This is a genomic window from Endozoicomonas sp. SCSIO W0465 (assembly GCF_023716865.1).
GTDB lineage: Bacteria > Pseudomonadota > Gammaproteobacteria > Pseudomonadales > Endozoicomonadaceae > Endozoicomonas.
This window is the reverse complement of the sequence record NZ_CP092417.1, coordinates 2,430,396-2,452,113: the sequence shown is the minus strand read 5'-3', so window position 1 is coordinate 2,452,113 and position 21,718 is coordinate 2,430,396. Positions and strand designations below refer to the sequence as shown.

Below are 21,718 nucleotides of genomic sequence, written 5' to 3'. Positions count from 1 at the left end.
TAGTGGCTTAATTTCAGTTTTTTTGTTGTGAATTGCCGTTATGAGAAGACTATAAAGCAGGCCTCCGGGCTCTAAAAATATATTGATAATATACTTTCCATATATTTTATTGATACAGATCAAATAACCCTGAAGAACATTAACGGCCATGGATATTAAACGACTTCGTTACTTTTCTGTTCTTGCTGAAACCGCTAACTACACCAAAGCGGCAGAAAAGCTGGGGATTGCACAATCGGCACTCAGTCTCTGCTGAAAATGCTGCAGGATAATAGTCTGGATATTGCCTTGATCCGGACCGACAACGATCCCGACCAGGTCAGATATTCCACGCTTTTAACGGAAGAGATAGTTGCTCTACTTCCTGAAGATCACCATCTTGCTCAACACCAGTCAGTTTCGCTGGAGATGTTTTGCCAACAGCCGCTGGTCCTGTTTCGTGAAGGCTATTTCCTGCGGGATGTCATCAGTCAGTATGAAAAAAAACACAAACTGAAGATTAACCTGCAGTTTGAAACCAACCTGATCGAACTGCTAAAAAAGATGGTGGTTAAAGAAGTGGGAATCAGTACCTGCCTGCCCTGTGCCCTCGATGGCAGTGAATCACTGATAACACGATCCTTCTTACCGCCAATCACACTGTCTCTTGGTATCGGATGGAAATCCAACCACTACCTTTCCACTGCATCCCGTGCCTTCATTGACTTTATGCAGCAGGAGATTGGCAAGGTTTGATCAGCATAAAACTGCACATTGAAACCGGCAAGCTTTTTGCCACAGAATACCTGGGAATTGAACCAGATATGATGGCCATGGCAAAAGGTATTGCCGGAGGATTCCCGATTGCGGCGCTGGTGGGTAAGGCAGACATTATGGATGCAGCACCTGTCGGCGGTCTTGGTGGCACTTATGCAGGTTCACCTTTAGGCTGTGTTGCCGCACTGGAAGTGTTGAAACTGATTGATGAACAGGATCTCTGCAAAAAGGCTCTTGATATCGGAGAAGTAATGACCGGGCACCTGCAGCGTCTGCAGAGCATTTATCCGGTGATTGCCGATATTCGAACCCTGGGTGCTATGGTGGCAATAGAACTGGTAGACGATACCGGTTCGCCCATGCCTGAGCTAACCCGTGCACTGGTCGCCAGGGCTAAAGAAAAAGGGTTGATATTGCTCTCCTGTGGTGTTCTTGGAAACGTTATTCGTTTTCTCCCGGCGCTTACCATTGAGCATGATTTACTTGAAGAAGGCTTAAAAGTACTGGAGCAATGCTTTAAAGACTGTGTAAAACAGTAGCTTCCATTAAACCCATCTGTTCCTTGTCGAATCAGATGGGTTTACTGCGAGAAACAGCGCTTATCTCATTTAAATCAGCGCATCCTGAACCCTTTTTTTTCCAGAAACGCTTTCATATGAGGTCTGGATTCTTTACCCAGCAAGGCTGACATCTCCCGGGACCAGGTCCGGTCCAGTTTACCTCCGGTCCGCCGCTGGTAATAAGCTCTCATGGTTTCATCGTATTGGGCTATCAGTACCTTATTCACCGGCTGGTAATGTTCTTCCATCAGTACAGCTTCCAGCGGCAGTCTGGGTTTACACTCCGGGTCCTGATCCGGGTATCCAAGGCAGAGGCCAAAAACGGGGTAGACATGTTCCGGCAACGCCAGCAAATCACTGACCTGCTGCGGGTCATTGCGCAGGCCTCCGATATAACAAATACCCAGCCCTTCAGACTCAGCAGCAACCACCACGTTCTGGGCAAACAGCGCAACATCAACCGTTGCAATAATGAAATGCTCGGTCATCCCGTCTGCCATGGTGTTGCCAGACTGTTCACAGCACCAGCCAGACCGGTTCAGGTCGGCACAGAACACCAGAAACTCAGCCGCATCCTCCACATAGGTCTGCCCACCCGCCAGCTCTGCCATGGCTTTGCGGGTTTCAGGGTTTCTGACCCGAATAACACTGACACCCTGCAGATTACTGGAAGTGGCAGCACTTTGGCCTGCAGTAATCACGTCTCTCAGCAAGCGCTCTTCGATCGGTTGTTCAGTAAATTTGCGAATAGAACGGTGTAGCTTGAGCTGTTCAGTTATGGTCCGGGTCATGGCTGTAATCCAGAGATTATAGGTGTCACTTGCTGGTGCAGGAGAAGGTGACTTTTCTTTGAGTCATTCATCATGTTATCAAAAACTGTGTGCAGCCGCTTTTAAAATATATTCTTTCAATAGCCAGTTAGTTCTTCAGGTTTCAAGATATTAAAATCAGCCTTCTGTTATATTGTCTTGATCAGCAATTACTTAAATTCATTGAAAACACGTTTTGTTTATCAATCTTTTTGTTTATCAATCTTTTTGTTTATCAAGAGTGTGTATCAAGATAACGGTCGGTGGCGTAAAGGGTTTACTCGTACTATTTAATACCAGCCATTTAACAGCTCCTATGATTATTGGATTTGATAGTGAATGAAGTACATTTTTCAAGTTTAATTCCACGCCCTGACTCAGTAAATCCAATTGCCGATAATCCTGTTAGTCATTGCTCATTTCGCAAGGTAAGTATCAATGATCATGTTGCTTTGAGAATCAAATCAGTTTTGTCCGGCATTATTGACATCAGTATTAAGGAAAGACAGGCGTCGGCACTGCTGGTCAAGTGTTCCAAAAAGCTAAACCATGATGACGTTGAGACAGCTTTTTGGGTAGAGTTTGGACTTTCTGATCATGATAAAGACTTGAATAAGCATCAATGTCTCAGCCTTGTTAACACTGGCTCAACCTGGAAAGTAGAATTATGGGAAAGTGATATCATTGTAAAAAATATTTCCAGTGACGAGTGTTCAACTGTACTGGGCAAAATAATCCTGAAGTCACTCCCCCCGTCAGATGGTCCTGATAATTGCCTTCATGTGCTCATGGATAGCTTTGCAATAGCTTCTGAGAATGATGGTATTCGCTATCTGATAACTGCCAATATCAAAAACTGCTATGGCATCATATTATGGGACGTAACCAGCAAAACTGGCAGCATGATGCATATGGTCGATGACAGGGTTTGCAATGAAGTAATGCGTGCCACTTAGGGTAGACATTAAGCTCAAAAAAGGTTCGTTTCCGGCGGCAGAACCCACCTTGAACAGCCACAATAAAGCTTCGAAACCATTATCAATGGCTGAACAAGATGAGTACTGCAAATAGTAGATTAGTTGAAAAAAACTGTTGACCTGTTTCGACCGGTCAGAACTCCTAAGTATGGCGGAACAGCTTGGTTTTACTATACGACAGCGAGATATCCGTCCTTTGGATTTTATCCTCTCACTGATCGATGCCCTCGCTGGTGATGGAAACTGCGATACCCAGGCGGATCTACACCGTAAATTTAACGAGTTGACGGGGCTGAATGTCTCTTATCGTTCTTGGGCAAATCAAGCTAAAAAGGACGCGCTGCCTACTCTTATCCTGTGGCTATGGGTGCAGTGTCTGGAAATATTTTCCCGCAAAGTCATGGCGTTTGATGAAGACAGTCCATTTTCAGAGTTTGAGCACATTCTGATTCAGGACGGTTCGTCACAAGCTGTCTATGATGCCCTGAAAGAAGCATTTCCCGGCAGGTTCTCAACGGTCAGTCCTGCTGCCGTCGAGCTTCATACGACAATGGATCTTCTCACCAACAACCTGGTGCGGGTGCAGCTGACTGAAGATACCCGTTCAGAAAGAGACTGTCTGCCACCACTGCCAACATCCATGGCCTATATCCTGATGCTAATGGATGCCGGTTATTTTGAGCTGGAACTCTTTGCCGCTATTGATGACAGGGAGGGTTCTTTTATCTGCAAGGCACCTCAGAGTATCAACCCGACGATACTCAGCGCGGTACGGGAGGATGGCAAGAATCTCAATCGCTACAAAGGACAAAAACTGAAGGATGTACTGTCTGGCTTCCCCAAAGACCAGTGCCTCGACCTGGATGTAGAATGGCCGGGATTCAAAGCCTGGCCATTCCGCTTGGTTGTCCGCTGGAATGACAAAAAACAGAAGTGGGTTTTCGTTGTGACCAACCTGAACCGGGTGGAGTTCACCTTGAGTGATGTGCTCCAGGCCTATCGTCTACGGTGGCAGATAGAGCTGATTTTCAAAGAGATCAAATCCTATTCAGGGTGGCATCGTTTTAACACCAAATCAGCGACACTGGTGTTTAGCCTGATTCTGATGTCCTTTGTGGTTGTGACGTTGAAAAGGTACCTTGCCCATGCTGCACAGGCGAACCTCTGTGAAAGTGGGAGCATTGAGGAAATCTCGACGCACAAGGTGATGAAAAGTGGGACTCACCTGTTTGGTAATGTGATTTCATCGTTGATGAATGCAGGAAAGTCATTGGTCTCATGCATTAAAAAGCTACTGGACTTCTGGGGAAATAATGCGAAACGAGAACACCCTGCACGGGATGGTTGTTCAGGGCGTACAAGATTAGGCTTCTGTGCAGTGGGTGGAGCTTAATGTCTACCTTAAGATGCGTGCCATGCTTGGCACATTAATTGAGAAAGGAGCTCATCGGCATCACCTTCAGGCAATGGTAATTGGTGGGTGGACCCCACTGCTTTCCAGAATGTCTGGCTATTTTAAGTGTATAGAACCCTTTCTGGCACAACAGGGGATAACCATAGTACAGACGGTACTGGGAGGAACAATGAATAGGAAAGGCTGGAATGTGATCTTCGATGTCGTTACTGGAGCTTTGAGTGAATATGAAGTCTGCAATAATTCCACTGAATATGATTTATTAAGTTGCCACAGCAAAGGCAACAAAGAGTCTCAACCAGAGGGCAATGAAATTTTGGCAGTTAACGCAAGTTTCAGACGTCATCAGTTCTGGAGAGCCTGCTGCTCCTGTGTTGGTAATAATAGAAGAGGACGTGCGAATGAATTAAGGTATGAAGGCCCATCTGAAGAAAAGATAGTTTTTACAGATCTATATGGAAAGAAACGGGTATGTACTATTGATGGATTCAAAAAAACAAACCGTGCACTCAAAATTGGCATAATCACTGAAAACGCCTTCACACCTCATGAGAATGACCCGGTTAATGAGCGTGAAGCCCCCCTTCAGAGTGATGCTGATAACCAGAATCACGGATCGGTTTTTCAATAGTGACCGGCTCTGCTAAAATCCCTTGTCTTTATTTAGCTCCGGATTTACGTTCCGGGCAGCTGACAAAGGACAATAAAGACAATGACTCGCTCTTCAAAAGGCTCACTCACTGTAGTGTGTGTCCTCTATAAATTCGTCACCCTGAAGAACTTCTGCAACCTGCGGGAACCTCTGCTCAGGATCATGGAAGCACACCATGTCAGGGGGACATTGCTACTGGCTCAGGAAGGCATCAACGGTACTGTGGCAAGCACCCGGGGAGGAATCGATGCACTGCTGGCCTGGCTTAATCAGGACATCCGCCTGAACCCCATTGAATCCAAAGAGTCCCTGAGTGAATCCATGCCTTTCAAAAGAACCCGGGTCAAACTCAAGAAAGAGATTGTCACCATGGGAGTAGAAGGCATTGATCCCAAGCAAGTCGTGGGCACCTATGTGGAACCTAAAGATTGGAATAGACTGGTCAGCGATCCGGATGTCATTGTCGTGGACACCCGGAATAATTACGAAGTTCAGGTGGGAACCTTCCGGCATGCCATCAATCCGGGAACAGACACTTTCCGACAGTTTCCGGAATACGTCGATGCCCACCTGAATCCGGAAATTCATAAAAAGGTGGCCATGTTCTGCACTGGCGGCATTCGCTGCGAGAAATCCACCGCTCTACTGAAAGCAAAAGGGTTTGAGGAGGTTTACCACCTGAAAGGCGGCATCCTGAAATATCTGGAAGAAGTACCGGAAGCGCAATCACTCTGGGAAGGTGAATGCTTTGTCTTTGATGACCGGGTCACGGTGAATCATAACCTTGAGTCAGGCTCCTACGACCAGTGCAATGCCTGCCGGTTACCGATTACTGAAGCCGACAAGCAAAGTGATAAGTACCAGCAGGGTGTCAGCTGCCCTCACTGTTTTGACAAGCTGACTGACCAGCAGAAAGCGCGGTTTACCGAGCGTGAAAAACAGATGCAGCTGGCCAGATCACGGGGTGAAGCTCATATTGGCGCAGAGGTTGCCAGGACCGTTGCTCACCGTCGACAAGTGAAGGAAGACGAACGCAGACAACAGAAACTGAGAACCCGGGCAGGCAAAGTTAAATAGCTCAGCTATGTTTTAAGTACAGTCATGAGCCAATAGTACTACCCTTCGCTTAGTCATCAAGGGGAGTATTTTAATCAGTGGCTGACCTGAATAGTCAGCAGCTGACTTAAATAGTCAGTAGCTGATATGAACGGAGAGTCACCATGGAACTCGAACATCCTGAACATCTCAATCCCTTTATTCTTCTGGGTATTGTCAACGAAAAGCTGAGGCTTACCTGTAATTCGCTGGACCAGCTGGCCGATGAGATGGACATGAGCAAACTGGACATCGAAAGCCAGCTTCATAAAATCCGTTTTCACTACCAACCGGTCAATAATCAGTTCGTTCATGACTGACCGTTATTTGAGGGCCTGGTGAACCTGCAATGAAACGTCAACAGGCCCTAAGCAAAATACTGCCACACCAGCTTTACCGATAACGTCCCGCCGCGTATCGCATGAACCAGCAAAATAGCAAACCCCAGGGTTATCAACGGTAACAGTGGGCGTTTTTCTACCTGGAGAAAGTACCAGCCTGCTCCCAGTAAACAGAGCGCCAGTATCATCTGCCGGGCATCCACAGGTTCGCCGGAAGCCACTTCCATAAAGATTGCCAGACAACCAATCACATTGGCGACCAACCAGATCGGTGACAGCATCCCGATACTGCCCAGGACAGGAAACTTTATCAGTGCACCGCCTGTCCAGGACTTGGGCTGAAGATCCGATGACAGATGGAAGGCAATCCCCAGAGCCAGACCCGCGGCAACCGGCGAAACCCCCAAAGCCCAGATAACCAGTGCAGGAAGACAAGAGTGCGTTATGGCTGAACGGTGGGACAGCCCTGGTGTCAATAAATCCAGATCCGGCAATCGAATGCCCGCAATCAGGCCGGCAAGAAACAGTAGAATATCTTCCATGAAGGCCATGGTGGACCAGAATGGGCAAAATTCTTTGGCTGCCAGAACCAAACCCGCTAAAAGAGAGGCCATCAGCGGAGCACCATACAACTTCATAGATCACAAAATAGGCTGATAAAACAGGGAGGTGAACTATAGCCGCTTTAAACAGGTCAAAGCCAGTCAGAACTGGTGGATAACCATTGAGGATTATCAACCATTAAATCAGGCAAAAGTAAACTTTAAATCAGAGCATCATGAAAGAAGTGTCGGTGCGTTATTTTCTCAACCGTCTCTCTTTGAGTTGTCCATCTCTATGATTCAGCGGATATTCAGTATTCAGAAGACCATTTGCTTTCAATCCCATGCAGGTAATACACTCCCTTCATTATTTACGGCACTAGCGTTGATGACTAATGACTTATCGACTCAATGACAAACAGTTTGAATCCATTCAGAAGCTGGCTGACCATGAGCGTTATGACTACTTTCTGAAAAAAGTGGCGGACTGGGAGGAGATTTGGAGCCTCCATAGCCCGGAGGGTTGGGTAGAGCTGTCATCCAGTGATGGCGAAGAGTGCCTGCCGGTCTGGCCTCATCCTGATTTCGCCAAAGCCTGGGCAGTGGATGACTGGTCGGACTGCCAGCCCAAAGCCATCAACCTGGAAGTATGGCTGGAGCGCTGGACTCCGGGCCTGGAGAAGGATGACACCATGCTGGCTGTGTTTCCGGTTGATGAAGAAGAAGGACTTGTTGTGACCCCTTCTGAATTGCAGGAAGCCATTCTTGGTGAGCTGGAGCAAGGGTAAACCTGTTCCAAGCGGTACACTGTCATTAACCACCAAGACACAAAGGCATACAGACACAAGGGGTGAAGAGCTTATATCCGTGCCTTTGCAGTGTTCGACAAAGAATTGGGAACGCTTTTGCCGACAGCACTCAGTGCGCCATATGCTGTCCTTTGATTTCATCCGTTGCATGAGCAACCACTGTCTTTTTATCACCATTACTGAAGGTAATGGTCACTGGCACTTCACTGTTAGTGGCTATGGGCTTCTTAAGGCCCATCAGCATCACATGATAGCCACCCGGCTTTAGCTCCAGCTTGTCGCCCGGCTTGATGGTCAAGTTGTCCACACGGCGCATTTTCATCATGCCATTGTTCATTTCTGTGGTGTGAAGCTCTGTTTTCGCGGCAACCGGGCTGCTCAATGAGCGAATCTGTATGGCCTCATGAGTACCATTGTAGATGGTCATATAAGCAGCTGATGAGGACATACCTGGCTTGGTAGCACGGGCACTGGCATTCAGTAACTGCACCTCTGGTTTAGATTGCTCTTTTGAGTGAGCGTGCGAATAAATGTGCCCGTTTTGTGCAGCCGTTGCACTGTGCGCAGTTAATAGCACCATCAGAACCATCATAGTATTGATGATTGTTCGCTTAATACTGGAATACCAAATCATTCCACCTTCCATTACTCAACTCCACTGGTCATTAGAAGTATCATGGGAGAATAGCAATCTACTGTGAGTTTGCTTTTATTAACTTGCAGATACGCATTATAGGCTTTTTACTTATTAATTATAGAAAAAAGAAGTGCGTTCTCATGAAATCTCTTTTTACAGGAAGCTTGAGTCGTGGTGCAAGCGAACGTTCAGCTGCCCCTATTTGACAGTCATTGCCATCTTAATTTTTCGGATTTTGATGGTGACCGGGCACAGGTACTGAACCGGGCAAAAAAGTCAGGCATCAGTCACATTTGTATTCCTGCCACAAAACAACAGGAATGGCTCCCACTAATCCATGAATCAGAAGTGCCTTCTAAAGAGAACCCGGTGGATATCGTGATGGCCCTTGGTCTTCATCCCTGGTTTATTTCAGAACACAAGCCCGAGTATCTGGAAGTCTTGGATAAGTTGCTTGAACAACGTTCTGCCAGGGTGGTTGCCATAGGTGAAACCGGGCTGGATTTTTTTGACCATAACACCGCTGCTCAGGTAAGGGATAAACAATTGGCGCTGTTTACTGGTCATGTCGAGCTGGCCTGCCTGCATAAAATGCCGCTGATTATTCATAGCCGGAAAAGCCACGATGATATTTTGCAAGTACTTCGACGATGGAAACCAGAGAGAGCCGGGATAATTCATGCCTTTTCAGGCAGTGAGCAACAAGCTATGGAGTATCTGAAACTGGACTTTAAACTGGGATTTGGTGGCGGTATTACCTACCCAAGGGCCAGTAAAACACGACACTTGGCAGCTACTCTACCAATTAACAGCATTGTGCTTGAGACAGACGCTCCGGATATGCCATTGAACGGTTATCAGGGACAAAGGAATGAACCGGGAAGGGTGAAGCTCGTTGCTGAGTGTCTGGCAGAACTGAGAGGTATCTCTTTTATGGAGGTGGCACAAGCCACCTCTCATAACTGTCGTTCGCTATTTAGAATTTGATCTTTATGCGCCTTTCTATATTCCAGCTATTTCCAGCCCATCTTTTATTTTTTCAACCAATTTCCAGGTGGTGATCCAGCATTCGGTCTCCATCGAACAGATAGTGTCCTTTAAACCTGTTCCCCTTCAACATCTCTGGTATCCAGATAATGTCGTCTGCCCACATCTCATCATAGGGTATCTGGTCAAGGGCAAACCATAACGGTATGGCCTCATCAGTCTCTTCCGGTGTGCCGATGAAATCTCTTGCCACATAGGTGTGGACATGCATGGAGTAGCCATCCGTGAACTGGAAAAGACTCTCTCCACAGAACTCCGGATTCACCGGAGTGATGCACAGTTCCTCCTGGACTTCGCGGATTGCACACTCCAGCAGGGTTTCACCCGGCTCAAGTCGCCCACCGGGTCCATTGATTTTCCCGGCCCCCAGTCCACGCTTTTTACGAATCAGCAGCACTTGCCCATCGTTGATAATAAACGTCAGCGTGGCAGGGTCTTTGGCCTGCCAGGAGCTCCAGTCAATATCCTGCAATGTTTGCATGAATTAATTCCTGCCTGCTTAAATATAATTCAATACTGTCTATCATTTTTATGCTTTCTTCCTATTTTATCCTGATATCAATAGAATGTAGTCTTTGACTACTGTTGTATAGGGTCTGAGCAATGAACACTGCCCTGCGTAAACAAATTCTGGACGCTTTTAACTTCCGCCACGCCTGCAAAAGCTTTGATGCAAGCCGAAAAATACCCGATGAGGATTTCGATTTTATTCTGGATGCCGGACGTCTCTCTCCCAGTTCATTTGGCTTTGAACCCTGGAAGTTTCTGGTGATCCAGAACCCGGATCTTAGGGAAAAGATCAAAACCGTCAGCTGGGGAGCCCAGGGACAGTTACCAACTGCCAGTCATTTTGTCATCATTCTGGCCCGCAAGGAAAACAGCATGCATTATGAGTCTGAGTATATCCTGGACCATATGCGTAATGTGAAACAGCTGCCCGAAGATGTCGTGGATATGATCAGTGAATTCTACCGTGACTTTCAGAACAGCGACTTCCGGTTGACCGAATCCCCCAGGGCCATGTTTGACTGGGCCTGTAAACAGACGTATATCGCCCTCGGCAATATGATGAGCGTAGCCGCCCAGATTGGCATTGACTCCTGCCCGATTGAAGGTTTCAACCGTGACAAGCTGGAGCCAGTGATGGAACAGGAAGGCCTGCTGGATAGCAGTGAGTTTGGTGTCAGCGTGATGGTCGCCTTTGGTTACCGGGAAAACGAGCCTTACCCAAAAACCCGCCATCGGCAGAAATCTGTTGTCGAATGGCACTAAAATCACCCGCTCACTCAGCAAGGTCGCTGAGGCATATCAGCGTCAGACGGTTGCTCTCAAATCCGCCCGTATCAATAAAGTGCGTATTTCCCAGAGTGACTGTCTGATCAACAATGGTATGACCACAGAAGATGTGATCAATGCCTGCAACTACTGACTGATCACCACTTTGAATCCTGGACCTGGACCACTGCATCGCCCATATCAGATTCGGGTCAGATGCAATTTTCCCCGGATTCCAAACCGGCAACGGGTACTCTGCATGGCAAATGGCCACCTGCCTGTCGCCAGAAAGATCAACCGAGATCAAAACCGGCTGCTCAGAGGCTTTGGCGGCATATCGGTTCATTCTTTCTGATGAAACCTGCAAATGCCAATCACCGCCACAAAGTATCCATTTAGCCATCTCATGAGAGGATGGGTGCCTTACCGTATCAATCATGCACTGCTCATGATTGCCACGAACACAGTGGAACCATGGTTCATCCATGAGAGAGAGGCACTTTTCTGAATCCGGCCCACGATCAATCAGATCGCCACAACTGAAACAACGATCCTTTTTCCTGTCAAAGTCGGCGTTGGCCAGTAAGGACATCAGGAGATCGTACATTCCATGCAAATCGCCAATAACAAAATCACGGCCAACTTCATTCTGACGGAAATGCTGGTAAAACATAAATCCTCCCTGGATTTCATTAACGCTCAGGTTTGTCCGTCCAAGTCTATGGTTCGACCCTGATTACCAGTTTAGTCGCTCCATCATCCGATTCGCTTCTTCATAAACCCTGAACATCACCAAGGGCACCAGACTAACCTTTTGCGACAGTCGGCAACAGCTCAGCAAAATGGGGCTATTCTTAGTCGGTATGCCAAACCCGATTCAGGTCTTCTTTTCTGGAACGTTGATGATCACACCATTACGTCTATAGACCCGTTAGCCAATGCTATGAAGAACTGCGCGTTTCTCCAACCCACTTTCTATCTGACTGATGACTCAAACAACGCCCAAACCATCCAAACGGTGCATTACAGCATCTTCCAGCCAATACAAGTTGGCATCTTCCGTATCACTGGGGGGAATGCTGGAGATTTATGATTTCCTGATATATGGCTTGATGGCCAGCTATATTGCCGAGAACTTTTTTCCTGCAGAAGACCCTGTCACTTCATTACTCAATGCGTTGGCTTCGTTTGCCATTGGTTATCTGACTCGTCCTCTGGGTGGTTTTGTTTTTGGGCACTTTGGGGACCGCTATGGCCGTAAGAAGACGTTTACCTTTTCCATCTTTTTGATGGCGGTAACCACCGCATTGATGGGGTGTCTTCCCGGATGGAACAGTATCGGTGCAGCAGCACCCATCACTCTGATCACCTTACGGCTACTCCAGGGATTCTCCCTGGGTGGAGAAATTCCGGGAGCGATCACCTATCTGAGTGAAACTACGCCGGAAAGGCGTGGGTTGGTGATCGGCATTCTGTTTCTGGCTATGATGATTGGCATATCGTTCGGAACATTCGTTCACGGCATGCTTGAAATGCACCTGTCGGCAGAAGATATGAAGGACTGGGGCTGGCGAGTCCCTTTCTGGATCGGAGGATTTCTGGGAATCATCAGCTATCACATCCGCAAACACTTCTCGGAATCTGGCTTATTTGAAGCACTTGACCAGACCAAGGCGCAGGCCTCCATACCAATTGTTCTCCTTTTCAAACAACATACCCGGGGAGTTATCTGCGGATTCATGACCATTGGTCTGTGTGGAGCAACCGTGACTATCTACAGCATTTACATGCCGGGTTATCTTTATTCACTGCTTGGTTTTCCCCGGGAAGCGGTCGCCTGGCAAACCGCCCTGGCATTTCTGATGTTATCGCCACTTTGTCTGATATTCGGGATGCTATCCGATCTGATGAATCACAAACTGATTTTTGGCATTATGGCGGTTGTTATTGCTACTGTCTCCTGGCCAGCGTTTCATTATTTCTCTTCACCAGCCGCCGAGCTCAATAAGATCCTGTTGATCTGTGGCCTTCTGGCAGCTGCCGCATCGGGGGCGCTTCCGCCACTGTTGATCAGTTTTTTTCCCACGGAAGTTCGTTATACAGGCGTTGCTACCTGTTACAACATAGGATTTGCAATTTTTGGGGGCATTGCCCCTTTTATATCAACACTAATGGCTAAATACTCAAATAATACGTCGGGTCCGGCTATTTATCTTTCACTCATTGCAGCCGTCAGCTTGATCGCCCTGTTTATTAACTGGCCAAATGTTCATTTAAAAAGAGATAGTGAAACTTTTTAATTAGGAGCAGGTCAAAAGTAATAAATACTTTAATGTTAGGGTGGTAGCATGCAAACTAATGGTATTTCAGGTCATAATCCAGTGCAAATTGCTAATTCTGCAGGCATACAGGATGTTCAGCAGGAAAGCAGCATTAGCAGCAAATTGCAAAAATTATTTTATTACTACGATCCGGAAAGTGGTACGCGTTACAAACTTGGCAACACCGCAATGACCATCGCAGGATTTTCTGCTGCCGGTGCTGTCGCCATGCTGAATTTAGCACCACAATTGTCCACGATTGCTGACCGTGGAACATCCCTCATTGAGCGCGTTGTACAACATGCAGACAGTTTTTTTCTGAACAACCCAATAGCTCCGGTAGCAATTGGTGCTGCTGTTGGGGCTGCCGGGGGCTTAGCCCTGGTTAATTTATTTTATCAAGAAGGATTGAAACCCCGGACAGAAGGAGCTATTAGACCCATCATGCACGGGCTTATTTTTAAGATGGAGAGTAACTATAAAGCTATTCAGTACTACAAAAGGGCAATAGAAAATAACAATGCATTGTTGAAGGCCAAAAAGAGATCCATGCTTCTTGAAAAGGAAGAAAGCCAGAGAAAAGCAGAGACAGTGTTTAAGCAAAACATGGAAGCTTATAATCGCACAGCAAGTAACGTGGCGGGTGAGCTGGATGGTTATCTGAATGCGGTGTTTGATCAACTGAAAGATCCTGACAGGTTGCCCTCTTATGAAGAGGCGGTGAGCGGTTTAAGACGCCAGGGTGACTTTCAGTTAGGTAGGGATGTCAGCAGTTTTATTCGTAATGGTAACTATTCTCTGCGAGCCCAAAATAATTTGATAAAAAAGTTAATTCCCCATCTTACCGAAAGGGAACTGAATAATGTAAAGTCTATTCTTCGCAAATTCCCCTGGAAGCCTGTTCTATTGCCCTTGCCAGGGCCTATCGAGCAGGAGTACGAAAATATAGCCACAGAAAAGGTATCAAACACCCACAAAATGGGAGCAATTGAAAGGGAGGTTCGGAAGCTGACTGAGCTTTACCCTATATTATCAGTTAATGCTGAGGGTGAGGTAAAAATACCGTCAATAGCCGAATTCAGTAACTATCTTCCGAAATAATTCTGATATATAAATAAGGGAAGTGATAACAGAGGTGATGTTCATCCGGAATCGTCATTCCAATTAACACTTCCCTTATAGCATCAAACAGCCGGACTGGTTTGTTGAAGATTTTGATCTTTGCCGAACAGGCCAAAGCCCATAACGGCAAATACCATAGCAAAAACCGGACTGAGCCAGTTTAAAAGGGCCCAGGGCGCATAATCAATCACTGCAACGCCCAAGGTCGAGGCAAAAAATGCTCCTCCGGTAGTCCATGGAATGAGTGCTGTTGTAAGCGTAGCCCCTTCTTCCAGAGAGCGTGAAAGCACACGGCTATCTACGCCCTTTTGATCATAGGCGTCACTAAATAGCTGACCACCCAATATGATTGACATGTAAGCTTCCCCCATAGTCATATTCCCTGTAAAGCAGGCAATAATGGTAGTGGTAACCAGAGTCGATGTTCTTTTTATTCTTGTAACAACCGTATGAATGAGCACCCGCAAAAAACGGCATCGCTCCAGGATACCCCCCAATGCCAATGCCATGAGAGATAATGAAAGCGTCCACATCATCGAGGTAATACCACCTCGTCCAAGCAATGAATCCATACTTTCCAGGCCGGTACGGACACTGCCGCCGCCATAAAGACTGCCAAGAACTGTTGTCAGACTCTGATCCTGAATAAAGATAGCAATCACCACAGCAACAGAAGATGCCATCATCATGCTTGGTTCTGCTGCAACACGGGCCGTACTGAGAGCCAACATAATGATCAGCGGTAACAGAGTCAGTGCATTGATTGTAAATGTGTCCTGTAAAGCCACCTGCATGGCTGACAGTTGTTCAGTGGGTAACTGATTTTCAGCATAATCCAACCCCATCAGCGAGAATACCACCAAGGCAAGAATATAGGCGGGCCCGGTAGTAAACAGCATGCCCCGAATATGAGCATAGAGATCAACTTTTGAGGTCATGGAGGCAAGGTTGGTGGTATCCGAAACCGGAGACATTTTGTCGCCAAAGCAGGCACCGGAGATAACCATACCGGCAACCAGAGGAGCCGGTATCCCCATGGTTGTGCCGATCCCCATCAGAACCACCCCAATGGTGCCAACCGTCCCCCAGCTGGTACCGGTGGCAAGGGACATCAGGCTACAGAGAATGAGCCCGGCAGGGAGAAAAATCGCAGGACTGACAAATTCAATGCCATAGTAAATCAATGTTGCCAACGTACCACTTTGAATAAAGGCCGCAATCAGTACACCGATCAGAATAAAAATATAAATTGCAGTCAGCGCTCCGGTAATTCCGGAATTCATGGCATCCCGAACGGCACGGAAATCGTAGCCAAGGGAAAAGGCGCTGACGGAAGCAATCATCAGAGAAACCAGAATCAAACTGTGCAGACTGGTTTCCAGAATAAAAAGACCAGTGCTAATGACGGCAATAATTGCAGCAAGTGTAATAAACGCATGGAGAAAACCGGGCTCTTTCCATGATGTTTCTGGCTGTGTCGATACAGTCAAAGCAAAACTCCTTCGGATGCGGGGGCAACAACCCTGAGAAACAGGCAGGACAATGATAGCGGTTTGTACGCATCACTGCACCTGCTGGAGTATGTCATTTATCAGGTTATTCGATACTGTTTATTTGACACGGTTTATTCAGTGCTTTGGCTTCCTGAACAAAAGAGTCAACATCTTCTTCAGTGGTATCAAATGACGTGACCATTCGATACACACCGGGCTGCGGTCCATTTTGGTAAAAATCTTTGACGGCTTGCAACTGGCTGGCCAGCTCTGTTGGGATTGAGAAAAAGGCCTGGTTCGTTTGCACGGGACAAACCAGCTCAATATCCGGACACTCATTTAACCCTGCAACCAACAGACTCATCATGCGATTGGCCTGAGCCGCATTTTTCTTCCATAGCTCATTAGTAAACAGTGCTTTAAACTGGGCGCTGAGAAAACGCATTTTGGAATGGAGTTGAAGTCCCTGTTTTCGTAAATGCAGAAAACCGTCTGCAGCCTCAGTAGTAAAAAAAGACCAGGGCTTCACCAAACATTAATCCGTTTGTAACTATTCAGCACTGAGCAAAGGCATATTACAGTAATTCCGAACAGCTCTATGAAGTGATTGATATATGTCCATTCCCTGTTTTCTGGCAGACGACAAATAGCTGCGAATCCGTGCAAACATAGAACCACCGTCTGCACTCCTGAAGCAGCCTGAGATTTTCTGCTTTAACTTGGCCATTCGAACATCCCGCTCACTGCCATTGTTATCGAAGGGAATGGTAAAATCTGACATGAAGCGCAGTGTCTCAGCCTTGAACTCAGTGAGTCGTTTGAAGAGATTGTAAGCTTTAGTATTCTTGACTTTCTTGCGCTTAAGCTCCTCTCGTTGCTTCTCCATATAGACGACTTCTTTCATTAGAGCCCGCTGAAGCAACCGGTCATAAATCTTCTCGATTCGTTCACAGACAACACTTGGCATCTGTAGCATACCTATGGTCTTAAAGCCCTTGCAGTAATGCCAGGAAAGCCTCAGTAGCTTCATCAATCGCAACGCCAGTTGATTGCTGTCCCTATCAACAACACCCAAAAGCTCCCTCAGGTGATGGGCATTGCAAAGTACGTGAGTTGCCGCATATGCAAAATAGGATTTCCAATGATCATGAACCAGAACGCCTGCAAATGTTAGCAGTATGCCCATCGTGTCCATGGCCTCACGACCTCGCTTTTCAGACAAGTAGTAGAGCGTCCATTGTTCATCCCGCATAACGTGTAGCCAGTGCAAAGAGCCCTCGGCCCGCATACCCGTTTCATCGGCTCCGGCAACAGACGATTCCCGCAAGGCGTCACGAATAACCTCTTCAGTAGAAGCCAGATTTTCATAGGTTCTGGCCACAAAATTGGCGACAGTGCCTGCACTTACACTCATTTTATAGAGAGTATTGTAACTGTTCAGCACCCCCACATAAATCTGGAATTGTAACTGTTCAGCACCCCCACATAAATCTGGAATTTTCTGATTTTTATACCATCCTCTTAAGCACCATTTTTCCACAATATTCGCCAGCATGATTCCAGAACTACCCGCAACTATGTCGGCTGAGATTCTCTTGAAAGAGAATGCAGAGCTGCGGATGAGAGTTGCCTGTCTGGAAGAGCGATGTCGAGAATTGGAAGAAAAGGTTGGCAAGAACAGTCAAAACAGCAGCAAGCCGCCATCGTCTGATGGTTATCAAAAACCTTGTAAAAACAGTAATTCTCCAGATCATTCTGACGACCTTTCCGCAGATAAAGGTACCGATCCATCGGATGAAAAACCCAATCCTAGAAAGTCTGAGACAGTCTTCTGGTAATAAAGCCGGTGGAAAGAAAGGGCATCAGGGCACTTGTCTTAAACAGGTCGATATCCCTGACTATATTGAGTACCTTCCGGTTAAAGAATGCAATAAATGTCAGGCGTCTCTTCTTGATAGTGAGCCGGTCAAATATATTGAACGACAGGTGTTTGAACCAGGGAGACCGGGTGAATTTGAAGTAACGGCCCATAGAGCTGAAGTAAAAATCTGCACTTGTGGTTGTCGGAATCAGGCTGAATTCCCGGAAGGTGTTACCGCTGCCGCACAATATGGCTCAGCCACACAGGCTATGGCCGTCTATCTTAACCAATACCATTTCCTGCCTTTTAAGCGCGTGTCGCACTGGCTACACGTTATGCGGGATGAACAATGGACGCTCTACTACTTGTCTGAAAAGCGAGGTCGTGAGGCCATGGACACGATGGGCATACTGCTAACATTTGCAGGCGTTCTGGTTCATGATCATTGGAAATCCTATTTTGCATATGCGGCAACTCACGTACTTTGCAATGCCCATCACCTGAGGGAGCTTTTGGGTGTTGTTGATAGGGACAGCAATCAACTGGCGTTGCGATTGATGAAGCTACTGAGGCTTTCCTGGCATTACTGCAAGGGCTTTAAGACCATAGGTATGCTACAGATGCCAAGTGTTGTCTGTGAACGAATCGAGAAGATTTATGACCGGTTGCTTCAGCGGGCTCTAATGAAAGAAGTCGTCTATATGGAGAAGCAACGAGAGGAGCTTAAGCGCAAGAAAGTCAAGAATACTAAAGCTTACAATCTCTTCAAACGACTCACTGAGTTCAAGGCTGAGACACTGCGCTTCATGTCAGATTTTACCATTCCCTTCGATAACAATGGCAGTGAGCGGGATGTTCGAATGGCCAAGTTAAAGCAGAAAATCTCAGGCTGCTTCAGGAGTGCAGACGGTGGTTCTATGTTTGCACGGATTCGCAGCTATTTGTCGTCTGCCAGAAAACAGGGAATGGACATATATCAATCACTTCATAGAGCTGTTCGGAATTACTGTAATATGCCTTTGCTCAGTGCTGAATAGTTACCATATAGTTATGTGGCCAACCAGGGGCAAGAACAGGTGGCGGAACTTCTGCAGGCTTTCCCCATCCTGAGTGCTGCCCGGAACGGGCAAACCGATATTGTCGACCGGATAGTGAAAATTCTGGCGACCTGGCCTGAATCTAAACGGTGTCAGGCCGTCACCACGGTAATGACTCTCTCCGGCAACGACGGGGGAACAGCGCTTCATGTGGCTGCTGGCTCTGGCCAGAGCAAAGTTGTTGAGCAAATCCTGAATAAGTTAGCAAGCTTCCCGGAAGCAGAACAAGTTGCTGTCTTTGGAGCACTGGTAGGCGAAGTCGATACACGCAATAGATCGCCACTAAACGTAGCTATGGCTAAGGGCTACGGGAAAATTGTCAATCAGCTGATTCAGGCCCTCCCACTCCTGAGTGCGGTAGCAGGCGGGCATAACAAAAGCGTGGGGCAGTTCATGCGGGCGTTGCAAGCATTACCAGCAGCGAAAGGGTGTTCTGCCATTACAGCGGTACTCAAGAAAGCCCGGCCAGAGGGAGCAACACCGTTGTATATTGCAGCCAAGCTGGGAAATATTGAGGTAATAAAGCTGTTGTTGGGCGCGGTGGATACGCTCCTGACCGATGGAAAGCGCAAAGAAGCGAGAGAAGTGCTGTACTCTGCCTGCCGGGTTGAAGAAGAGGGTGGGGCCATTGGGAAAACCCCGCTTATGATCGCTGCTGAAAAACTGCATGATGAAGCTGTGCCGTTGCTACTGGAGGCGATACGGAAGTTATTCAGTATTTTATAAATGTCGTTTAAGTCATTAAAAAAATGGCTATCAACCTCCCCCGGCAATAATTAAATCGTCTAATCCAGTGTTGGAACTTTGTCTTGTGGCAAAACTCTGAACTCTAATATTGAACCTTGGAGTCGGGAAGAAACTGGCCATGCATATGCCATCAATGCCTGCCGAAAGAAGGCCTGCCCAAAGCACAGCTGTGTCCCAACCCCAATTTCATGGCGGTCATAAGGGCGGAAGTGCCAGCACAGCCCCGGTAAAGTTTGATCGCTGGACTATCGGTCTAAGCACCATTGACAGTTTCTTACGAGGTATGGGGCGTGAGGCGGTTGAGAATATGGCCGGGCGTATGTGCCGAAGGGCAGAGCGCCAGCAAGGTGCGAAGTCCTTCAATTTGAGTAACCTGAAAAAAGACTTTGATGCCTGTGGGCTGCCGGTGGATGATAGTCAGGGGCGCAGCCAGGAGCAAAAGGTCAGGATCGTGACTGGCCTGATCCTCAGGCTTCAGACTGAAGCAAACAGTGGTATTGCGGATCGGCCCCTGGGGCACGGTTTTTGCGCGCTGATGAAAAAATCAGAAAGCTCTATCGCGGAAGGGATGCAGCAGTTGCTTGATGAAGTCAACGGTCCTGTTGCCAGTGAGCCGATTACCGGGGCCAGGGAGGGATTCCATGCAGGTGATGGCAAAATCGTGGCGGAAGGCGATGACTCGCGGGCATGCAGCGGGCTCCCTGTCGGTCAACCCGATCCGGCATCTGCCAAACGATCGCTATTGTCTTCTGTGACGACTAATCAGGCGACAGTGGCGGTCGCTCCACCGTCTTCTTATGATGCTTTTCCATCTGCCGGAACAAGATTGGCCCATTTGAATGCTCATATTGGACGACTGATTGTTGACCAGTGGGCAGATGATAAGATAACGGATGTTCGAAATCAGATGCAGTTGATCAAAGCAGAGCTGGACAATTTAGAATCATTGGTGCGTAAACAAGATTCCGAAAAATTCAGAGCGGTCAGCAAGCAATTTGAGGAGCTTCAGGTTAAGGATTTTCATCATCGTCTGGATCAGCTGGAAGATTCTAATATAAGCAGCAGCAGGGATATACAGTCGATTGAGCGGGACATTGCCCGGTTATCCAGAGCCTTCGGTGAATTGGCGCTTGCCGGCGAGGAACAGCGCCTGCAACTGGTGGAGCGTCTGGAATCATTCAGTCACCAGCTGGGCGATATGAAAACGTATTTCGGTATTCTCAATGATATTGAAGCGTTGACCACCGACCTTAATGATTTCAAATACAGCAAGCAGCTGCCCAATACTGACCAGATTATGGATTTTTTTAACCGTAAAGAAGTGAGGTTAAGTCAGATAAGTACCTTGATTTATAGCCAGCCTGCGGGATCACAGCGGACCGAATTGCTTGAGCAGCAGAGACAGCTCAGGGATTTATTCAATACCAGCAAAAAAACAGTATTGTCAAACTCTGGCCCTGTAAGCGCCATTATCGAAAACCTGGATGCCGCTGAAGCGTTGATTACCACTTCAGAAAGTGACCCATACGGCTTTAATGAACATCGTGCAGCACAAGCCAGGGGGTATCTTGATGAGGCAGCAGCCCGGTGCGAAACAATACGTGACAGGGCGCAACGTTATGAATTATTGGGTAGACACCGGAATATGGGCTTCAGGCTGCAGAAAATAGCAGAACAGAAAGGAGAGATTGTTCAGAAAAAAGTCAAAGAACTCTTCGATAAAGCGAGCACTACCATGGACCTTTTTCCCGGTCACCAGGGACAAGACGAGGTAGCAGAAGTGGAAGCGCTGTTAGAGCAGGCAAGAATAGAGCTTAAAGCATTGAGCGGCAGTCATTATGACACTGTGAGAATAGGGCTACGTTGCCAATTCCATGAGTTGAATAAAAGACTGCAACCCTATAAGGAGAGTATCAGCGATAGCCAACAAACTGCGGCTACAAGCAGTGACGTTAGTAATAGGATAGATCCTCTGAAAAAAGCGTTTGATGATTACTGGAAAGAGTATGGGCGCAAGTCTAAAGATCTGGAGGAATCGGTTTTGAAATGTTACGAACCGGACCATCATGGAGAACAGCGTAAGGGTAGAATAAAGCTCGACTTTAGAGTCTGTATAAAACGATAATTCGGTCAGCTTTTTATAGTGAAGCAAGCCGAAATCAG

General features: G+C 47.2%; 26 protein-coding genes. 18 read left to right on the top strand and 8 right to left on the bottom strand.

Translation table 11 applies throughout. The features are described 5' to 3' along the window. Positions 1-148: 148 nt before the first annotated feature. From MJO57_RS10575 to MJO57_RS10565, 3 genes are read left to right on the top strand one after another with little or no spacing between them, the layout of a single operon-like run. Entirely contained in the window at positions 149-256 is a 108-nt protein-coding gene (locus tag MJO57_RS10575) for a LysR family transcriptional regulator (protein WP_305881913.1), read from the top strand. Positions 257-258: 2 nt separating this feature from the next. Next, the gene (locus MJO57_RS10570) at positions 259-735 is read left to right on the top strand and encodes a LysR family transcriptional regulator substrate-binding protein (protein WP_252025194.1); all 477 of its coding nucleotides are present in this window, start codon (positions 259-261) and stop codon (positions 733-735) included. Further along, on the top strand, positions 732-1,295 hold the full coding sequence (locus MJO57_RS10565; protein ID WP_252025192.1) for an aminotransferase class III-fold pyridoxal phosphate-dependent enzyme: 564 nt from the start codon (positions 732-734) through the stop codon (positions 1,293-1,295). The genes MJO57_RS10570 and MJO57_RS10565 overlap by 4 nt, the downstream gene beginning before the upstream one ends. A 74-nt stretch (positions 1,296-1,369) precedes the next feature. Here MJO57_RS10565 and nfsA read toward each other — a convergent pair whose 3' ends face one another. Beyond that, entirely contained in the window at positions 1,370-2,107 is a 738-nt protein-coding gene (nfsA, locus tag MJO57_RS10560) for an oxygen-insensitive NADPH nitroreductase (RefSeq protein WP_252025190.1), read from the bottom strand. Between the two features lie 341 nt (positions 2,108-2,448). Between nfsA and MJO57_RS10555 the strand changes: the two genes are divergently transcribed. The 5 genes from MJO57_RS10555 to MJO57_RS10535 all read left to right on the top strand — a co-directional run bounded on the left by MJO57_RS10555 (position 2,449) and on the right by MJO57_RS10535 (position 6,583). Next, complete coding sequence (locus MJO57_RS10555; protein ID WP_252025188.1) at positions 2,449-3,081, top strand: hypothetical protein; 633 nt, start codon at positions 2,449-2,451, stop codon at positions 3,079-3,081. Positions 3,082-3,217: 136 nt separating this feature from the next. Further along, positions 3,218-4,495, top strand: coding sequence for an IS4 family transposase (locus MJO57_RS10550; RefSeq protein ID WP_256491761.1), 1,278 nt, complete (start codon positions 3,218-3,220; stop codon positions 4,493-4,495). Continuing rightward, the gene (locus MJO57_RS10545) at positions 4,476-5,147 is read left to right on the top strand and encodes a hypothetical protein (RefSeq protein ID WP_252025186.1); all 672 of its coding nucleotides are present in this window, start codon (positions 4,476-4,478) and stop codon (positions 5,145-5,147) included. The genes MJO57_RS10550 and MJO57_RS10545 overlap by 20 nt, the downstream gene beginning before the upstream one ends. 81 nt (positions 5,148-5,228) lie before the next feature. Next, positions 5,229-6,245: a rhodanese-related sulfurtransferase gene (locus MJO57_RS10540; protein ID WP_252025184.1), complete on the top strand. Its 1,017-nt coding sequence runs from the start codon at positions 5,229-5,231 to the stop codon at positions 6,243-6,245. 143 nt (positions 6,246-6,388) lie between these two features. Then, positions 6,389-6,583, top strand: a complete 195-nt coding sequence (locus tag MJO57_RS10535) for a DUF4250 domain-containing protein (protein WP_252025182.1) — start codon at positions 6,389-6,391, stop codon at positions 6,581-6,583. A gap of 47 nt (positions 6,584-6,630) precedes the next feature. On the opposite strand, the gene MJO57_RS10530 is transcribed toward MJO57_RS10535, so the two are convergent. Then, entirely contained in the window at positions 6,631-7,146 is a 516-nt protein-coding gene (locus tag MJO57_RS10530; RefSeq protein ID WP_252025180.1) for a hypothetical protein, read from the bottom strand. A gap of 127 nt (positions 7,147-7,273) precedes the next feature. Here MJO57_RS10530 and MJO57_RS10525 point away from each other — a divergent pair, with 127 nt between their 5' ends. After that, positions 7,274-7,561: a hypothetical protein gene (locus MJO57_RS10525; protein WP_252025178.1), complete on the top strand. Its 288-nt coding sequence runs from the start codon at positions 7,274-7,276 to the stop codon at positions 7,559-7,561. Beyond that, positions 7,542-7,934, top strand: a complete 393-nt coding sequence (locus tag MJO57_RS10520) for a DUF2750 domain-containing protein (RefSeq protein WP_252025176.1) — start codon at positions 7,542-7,544, stop codon at positions 7,932-7,934. Before MJO57_RS10525 ends, MJO57_RS10520 begins: the two co-directional genes overlap by 20 nt. A 130-nt stretch (positions 7,935-8,064) precedes the next feature. Here MJO57_RS10520 and MJO57_RS10515 read toward each other — a convergent pair whose 3' ends face one another. After that, positions 8,065-8,601 (bottom strand): copper chaperone PCu(A)C, encoded by a 537-nt coding sequence (locus tag MJO57_RS10515; protein ID WP_252025175.1) that lies wholly within the window; start codon positions 8,599-8,601, stop codon positions 8,065-8,067. A gap of 165 nt (positions 8,602-8,766) precedes the next feature. Between MJO57_RS10515 and MJO57_RS10510 the strand changes: the two genes are divergently transcribed. Then, a complete protein-coding gene (locus MJO57_RS10510; protein WP_252025173.1) occupies positions 8,767-9,579 on the top strand; it encodes a TatD family hydrolase in 813 nt (270 codons plus the stop codon). 52 nt (positions 9,580-9,631) lie between these two features. Here MJO57_RS10510 and MJO57_RS10505 read toward each other — a convergent pair whose 3' ends face one another. After that, the gene (locus MJO57_RS10505; protein ID WP_252025171.1) at positions 9,632-10,120 is read right to left on the bottom strand and encodes an 8-oxo-dGTP diphosphatase; all 489 of its coding nucleotides are present in this window, start codon (positions 10,118-10,120) and stop codon (positions 9,632-9,634) included. A 122-nt stretch (positions 10,121-10,242) separates the two neighbouring features. Between MJO57_RS10505 and MJO57_RS10500 the strand changes: the two genes are divergently transcribed. Next, complete coding sequence (locus MJO57_RS10500; RefSeq protein ID WP_252025169.1) at positions 10,243-10,911, top strand: NAD(P)H-dependent oxidoreductase; 669 nt, start codon at positions 10,243-10,245, stop codon at positions 10,909-10,911. A gap of 10 nt (positions 10,912-10,921) precedes the next feature. Here the strand turns inward: MJO57_RS10500 and MJO57_RS10495 are convergent, their stop codons facing one another. Further along, the gene (locus MJO57_RS10495; RefSeq protein ID WP_252025167.1) at positions 10,922-11,587 is read right to left on the bottom strand and encodes a metallophosphoesterase; all 666 of its coding nucleotides are present in this window, start codon (positions 11,585-11,587) and stop codon (positions 10,922-10,924) included. A gap of 313 nt (positions 11,588-11,900) precedes the next feature. Here MJO57_RS10495 and MJO57_RS10490 point away from each other — a divergent pair, with 313 nt between their 5' ends. Both MJO57_RS10490 and MJO57_RS10485 read left to right on the top strand, forming a co-directional pair. After that, entirely contained in the window at positions 11,901-13,214 is a 1,314-nt protein-coding gene (locus MJO57_RS10490; protein WP_256493268.1) for an MFS transporter, read from the top strand. A 48-nt stretch (positions 13,215-13,262) separates the two neighbouring features. Beyond that, positions 13,263-14,336: a hypothetical protein gene (locus MJO57_RS10485; protein ID WP_252025163.1), complete on the top strand. Its 1,074-nt coding sequence runs from the start codon at positions 13,263-13,265 to the stop codon at positions 14,334-14,336. 83 nt (positions 14,337-14,419) lie between these two features. Here MJO57_RS10485 and nhaC read toward each other — a convergent pair whose 3' ends face one another. The 3 genes from nhaC to MJO57_RS10470 all read right to left on the bottom strand — a co-directional run bounded on the left by nhaC (position 14,420) and on the right by MJO57_RS10470 (position 17,405). Then, the gene (gene nhaC, locus MJO57_RS10480) at positions 14,420-15,847 is read right to left on the bottom strand and encodes a Na+/H+ antiporter NhaC (RefSeq protein ID WP_252025161.1); all 1,428 of its coding nucleotides are present in this window, start codon (positions 15,845-15,847) and stop codon (positions 14,420-14,422) included. 106 nt (positions 15,848-15,953) lie between these two features. Continuing rightward, a complete protein-coding gene (locus tag MJO57_RS10475; RefSeq protein WP_252025159.1) occupies positions 15,954-16,382 on the bottom strand; it encodes a hypothetical protein in 429 nt (142 codons plus the stop codon). A gap of 18 nt (positions 16,383-16,400) precedes the next feature. Then, complete coding sequence (locus tag MJO57_RS10470) at positions 16,401-17,405, bottom strand: IS66 family transposase (protein ID WP_252025157.1); 1,005 nt, start codon at positions 17,403-17,405, stop codon at positions 16,401-16,403. Here MJO57_RS10470 and MJO57_RS10465 point away from each other — a divergent pair. The 4 genes from MJO57_RS10465 to MJO57_RS10450 all read left to right on the top strand — a co-directional run bounded on the left by MJO57_RS10465 (position 17,404) and on the right by MJO57_RS10450 (position 21,680). Next, the gene (locus tag MJO57_RS10465; protein ID WP_252021084.1) at positions 17,404-17,688 is read left to right on the top strand and encodes a DUF6444 domain-containing protein; all 285 of its coding nucleotides are present in this window, start codon (positions 17,404-17,406) and stop codon (positions 17,686-17,688) included. The two genes, MJO57_RS10470 and MJO57_RS10465, sit on opposite strands and share 2 nt — an antisense overlap. Continuing rightward, the gene (locus MJO57_RS10460; protein WP_252025155.1) at positions 17,645-18,748 is read left to right on the top strand and encodes a transposase; all 1,104 of its coding nucleotides are present in this window, start codon (positions 17,645-17,647) and stop codon (positions 18,746-18,748) included. The genes MJO57_RS10465 and MJO57_RS10460 overlap by 44 nt, the downstream gene beginning before the upstream one ends. A 15-nt stretch (positions 18,749-18,763) precedes the next feature. Then, positions 18,764-19,534, top strand: coding sequence for an ankyrin repeat domain-containing protein (locus MJO57_RS10455; protein WP_252025153.1), 771 nt, complete (start codon positions 18,764-18,766; stop codon positions 19,532-19,534). A 139-nt stretch (positions 19,535-19,673) separates the two neighbouring features. Continuing rightward, on the top strand, positions 19,674-21,680 hold the full coding sequence (locus MJO57_RS10450) for a hypothetical protein (RefSeq protein ID WP_252025151.1): 2,007 nt from the start codon (positions 19,674-19,676) through the stop codon (positions 21,678-21,680). Positions 21,681-21,718 lie beyond the last annotated feature (38 nt).

Bases quoted from the DNA above. Each gene is read 5' to 3' on its own strand.
- MJO57_RS10575 (WP_305881913.1), top strand. From the start codon at position 149: ATGGATATTAAACGACTTCGTTACTTTTCTGTTCTTGCTGAAACCGCT.
- MJO57_RS10535 (WP_252025182.1), top strand. From the start codon at position 6,389: ATGGAACTCGAACATCCTGAACATCTCAATCCCTTTATTCTTCTGGGT.
- MJO57_RS10520 (WP_252025176.1), top strand. From the start codon at position 7,542: ATGACTTATCGACTCAATGACAAACAGTTTGAATCCATTCAGAAGCTG.
- MJO57_RS10485 (WP_252025163.1), top strand. From the start codon at position 13,263: ATGCAAACTAATGGTATTTCAGGTCATAATCCAGTGCAAATTGCTAAT.
- nfsA (WP_252025190.1), bottom strand. From the start codon at position 2,107: ATGACCCGGACCATAACTGAACAGCTCAAGCTACACCGTTCTATTCGC.
- MJO57_RS10500 (WP_252025169.1), top strand. From the start codon at position 10,243: ATGAACACTGCCCTGCGTAAACAAATTCTGGACGCTTTTAACTTCCGC.
- MJO57_RS10465 (WP_252021084.1), top strand. From the start codon at position 17,404: ATGATTCCAGAACTACCCGCAACTATGTCGGCTGAGATTCTCTTGAAA.
- MJO57_RS10505 (WP_252025171.1), bottom strand. From the start codon at position 10,120: ATGCAAACATTGCAGGATATTGACTGGAGCTCCTGGCAGGCCAAAGAC.
- MJO57_RS10490 (WP_256493268.1), top strand. From the start codon at position 11,901: ATGACTCAAACAACGCCCAAACCATCCAAACGGTGCATTACAGCATCT.
- MJO57_RS10530 (WP_252025180.1), bottom strand. From the start codon at position 7,146: ATGGAAGATATTCTACTGTTTCTTGCCGGCCTGATTGCGGGCATTCGA.
- MJO57_RS10450 (WP_252025151.1), top strand. From the start codon at position 19,674: ATGCATATGCCATCAATGCCTGCCGAAAGAAGGCCTGCCCAAAGCACA.
- MJO57_RS10470 (WP_252025157.1), bottom strand. From the start codon at position 17,405: ATGCTGGCGAATATTGTGGAAAAATGGTGCTTAAGAGGATGGTATAAA.
- MJO57_RS10540 (WP_252025184.1), top strand. From the start codon at position 5,229: ATGACTCGCTCTTCAAAAGGCTCACTCACTGTAGTGTGTGTCCTCTAT.
- MJO57_RS10495 (WP_252025167.1), bottom strand. From the start codon at position 11,587: ATGTTTTACCAGCATTTCCGTCAGAATGAAGTTGGCCGTGATTTTGTT.
- MJO57_RS10570 (WP_252025194.1), top strand. From the start codon at position 259: ATGCTGCAGGATAATAGTCTGGATATTGCCTTGATCCGGACCGACAAC.
- MJO57_RS10515 (WP_252025175.1), bottom strand. From the start codon at position 8,601: ATGGAAGGTGGAATGATTTGGTATTCCAGTATTAAGCGAACAATCATC.
- MJO57_RS10460 (WP_252025155.1), top strand. From the start codon at position 17,645: ATGAAAAACCCAATCCTAGAAAGTCTGAGACAGTCTTCTGGTAATAAA.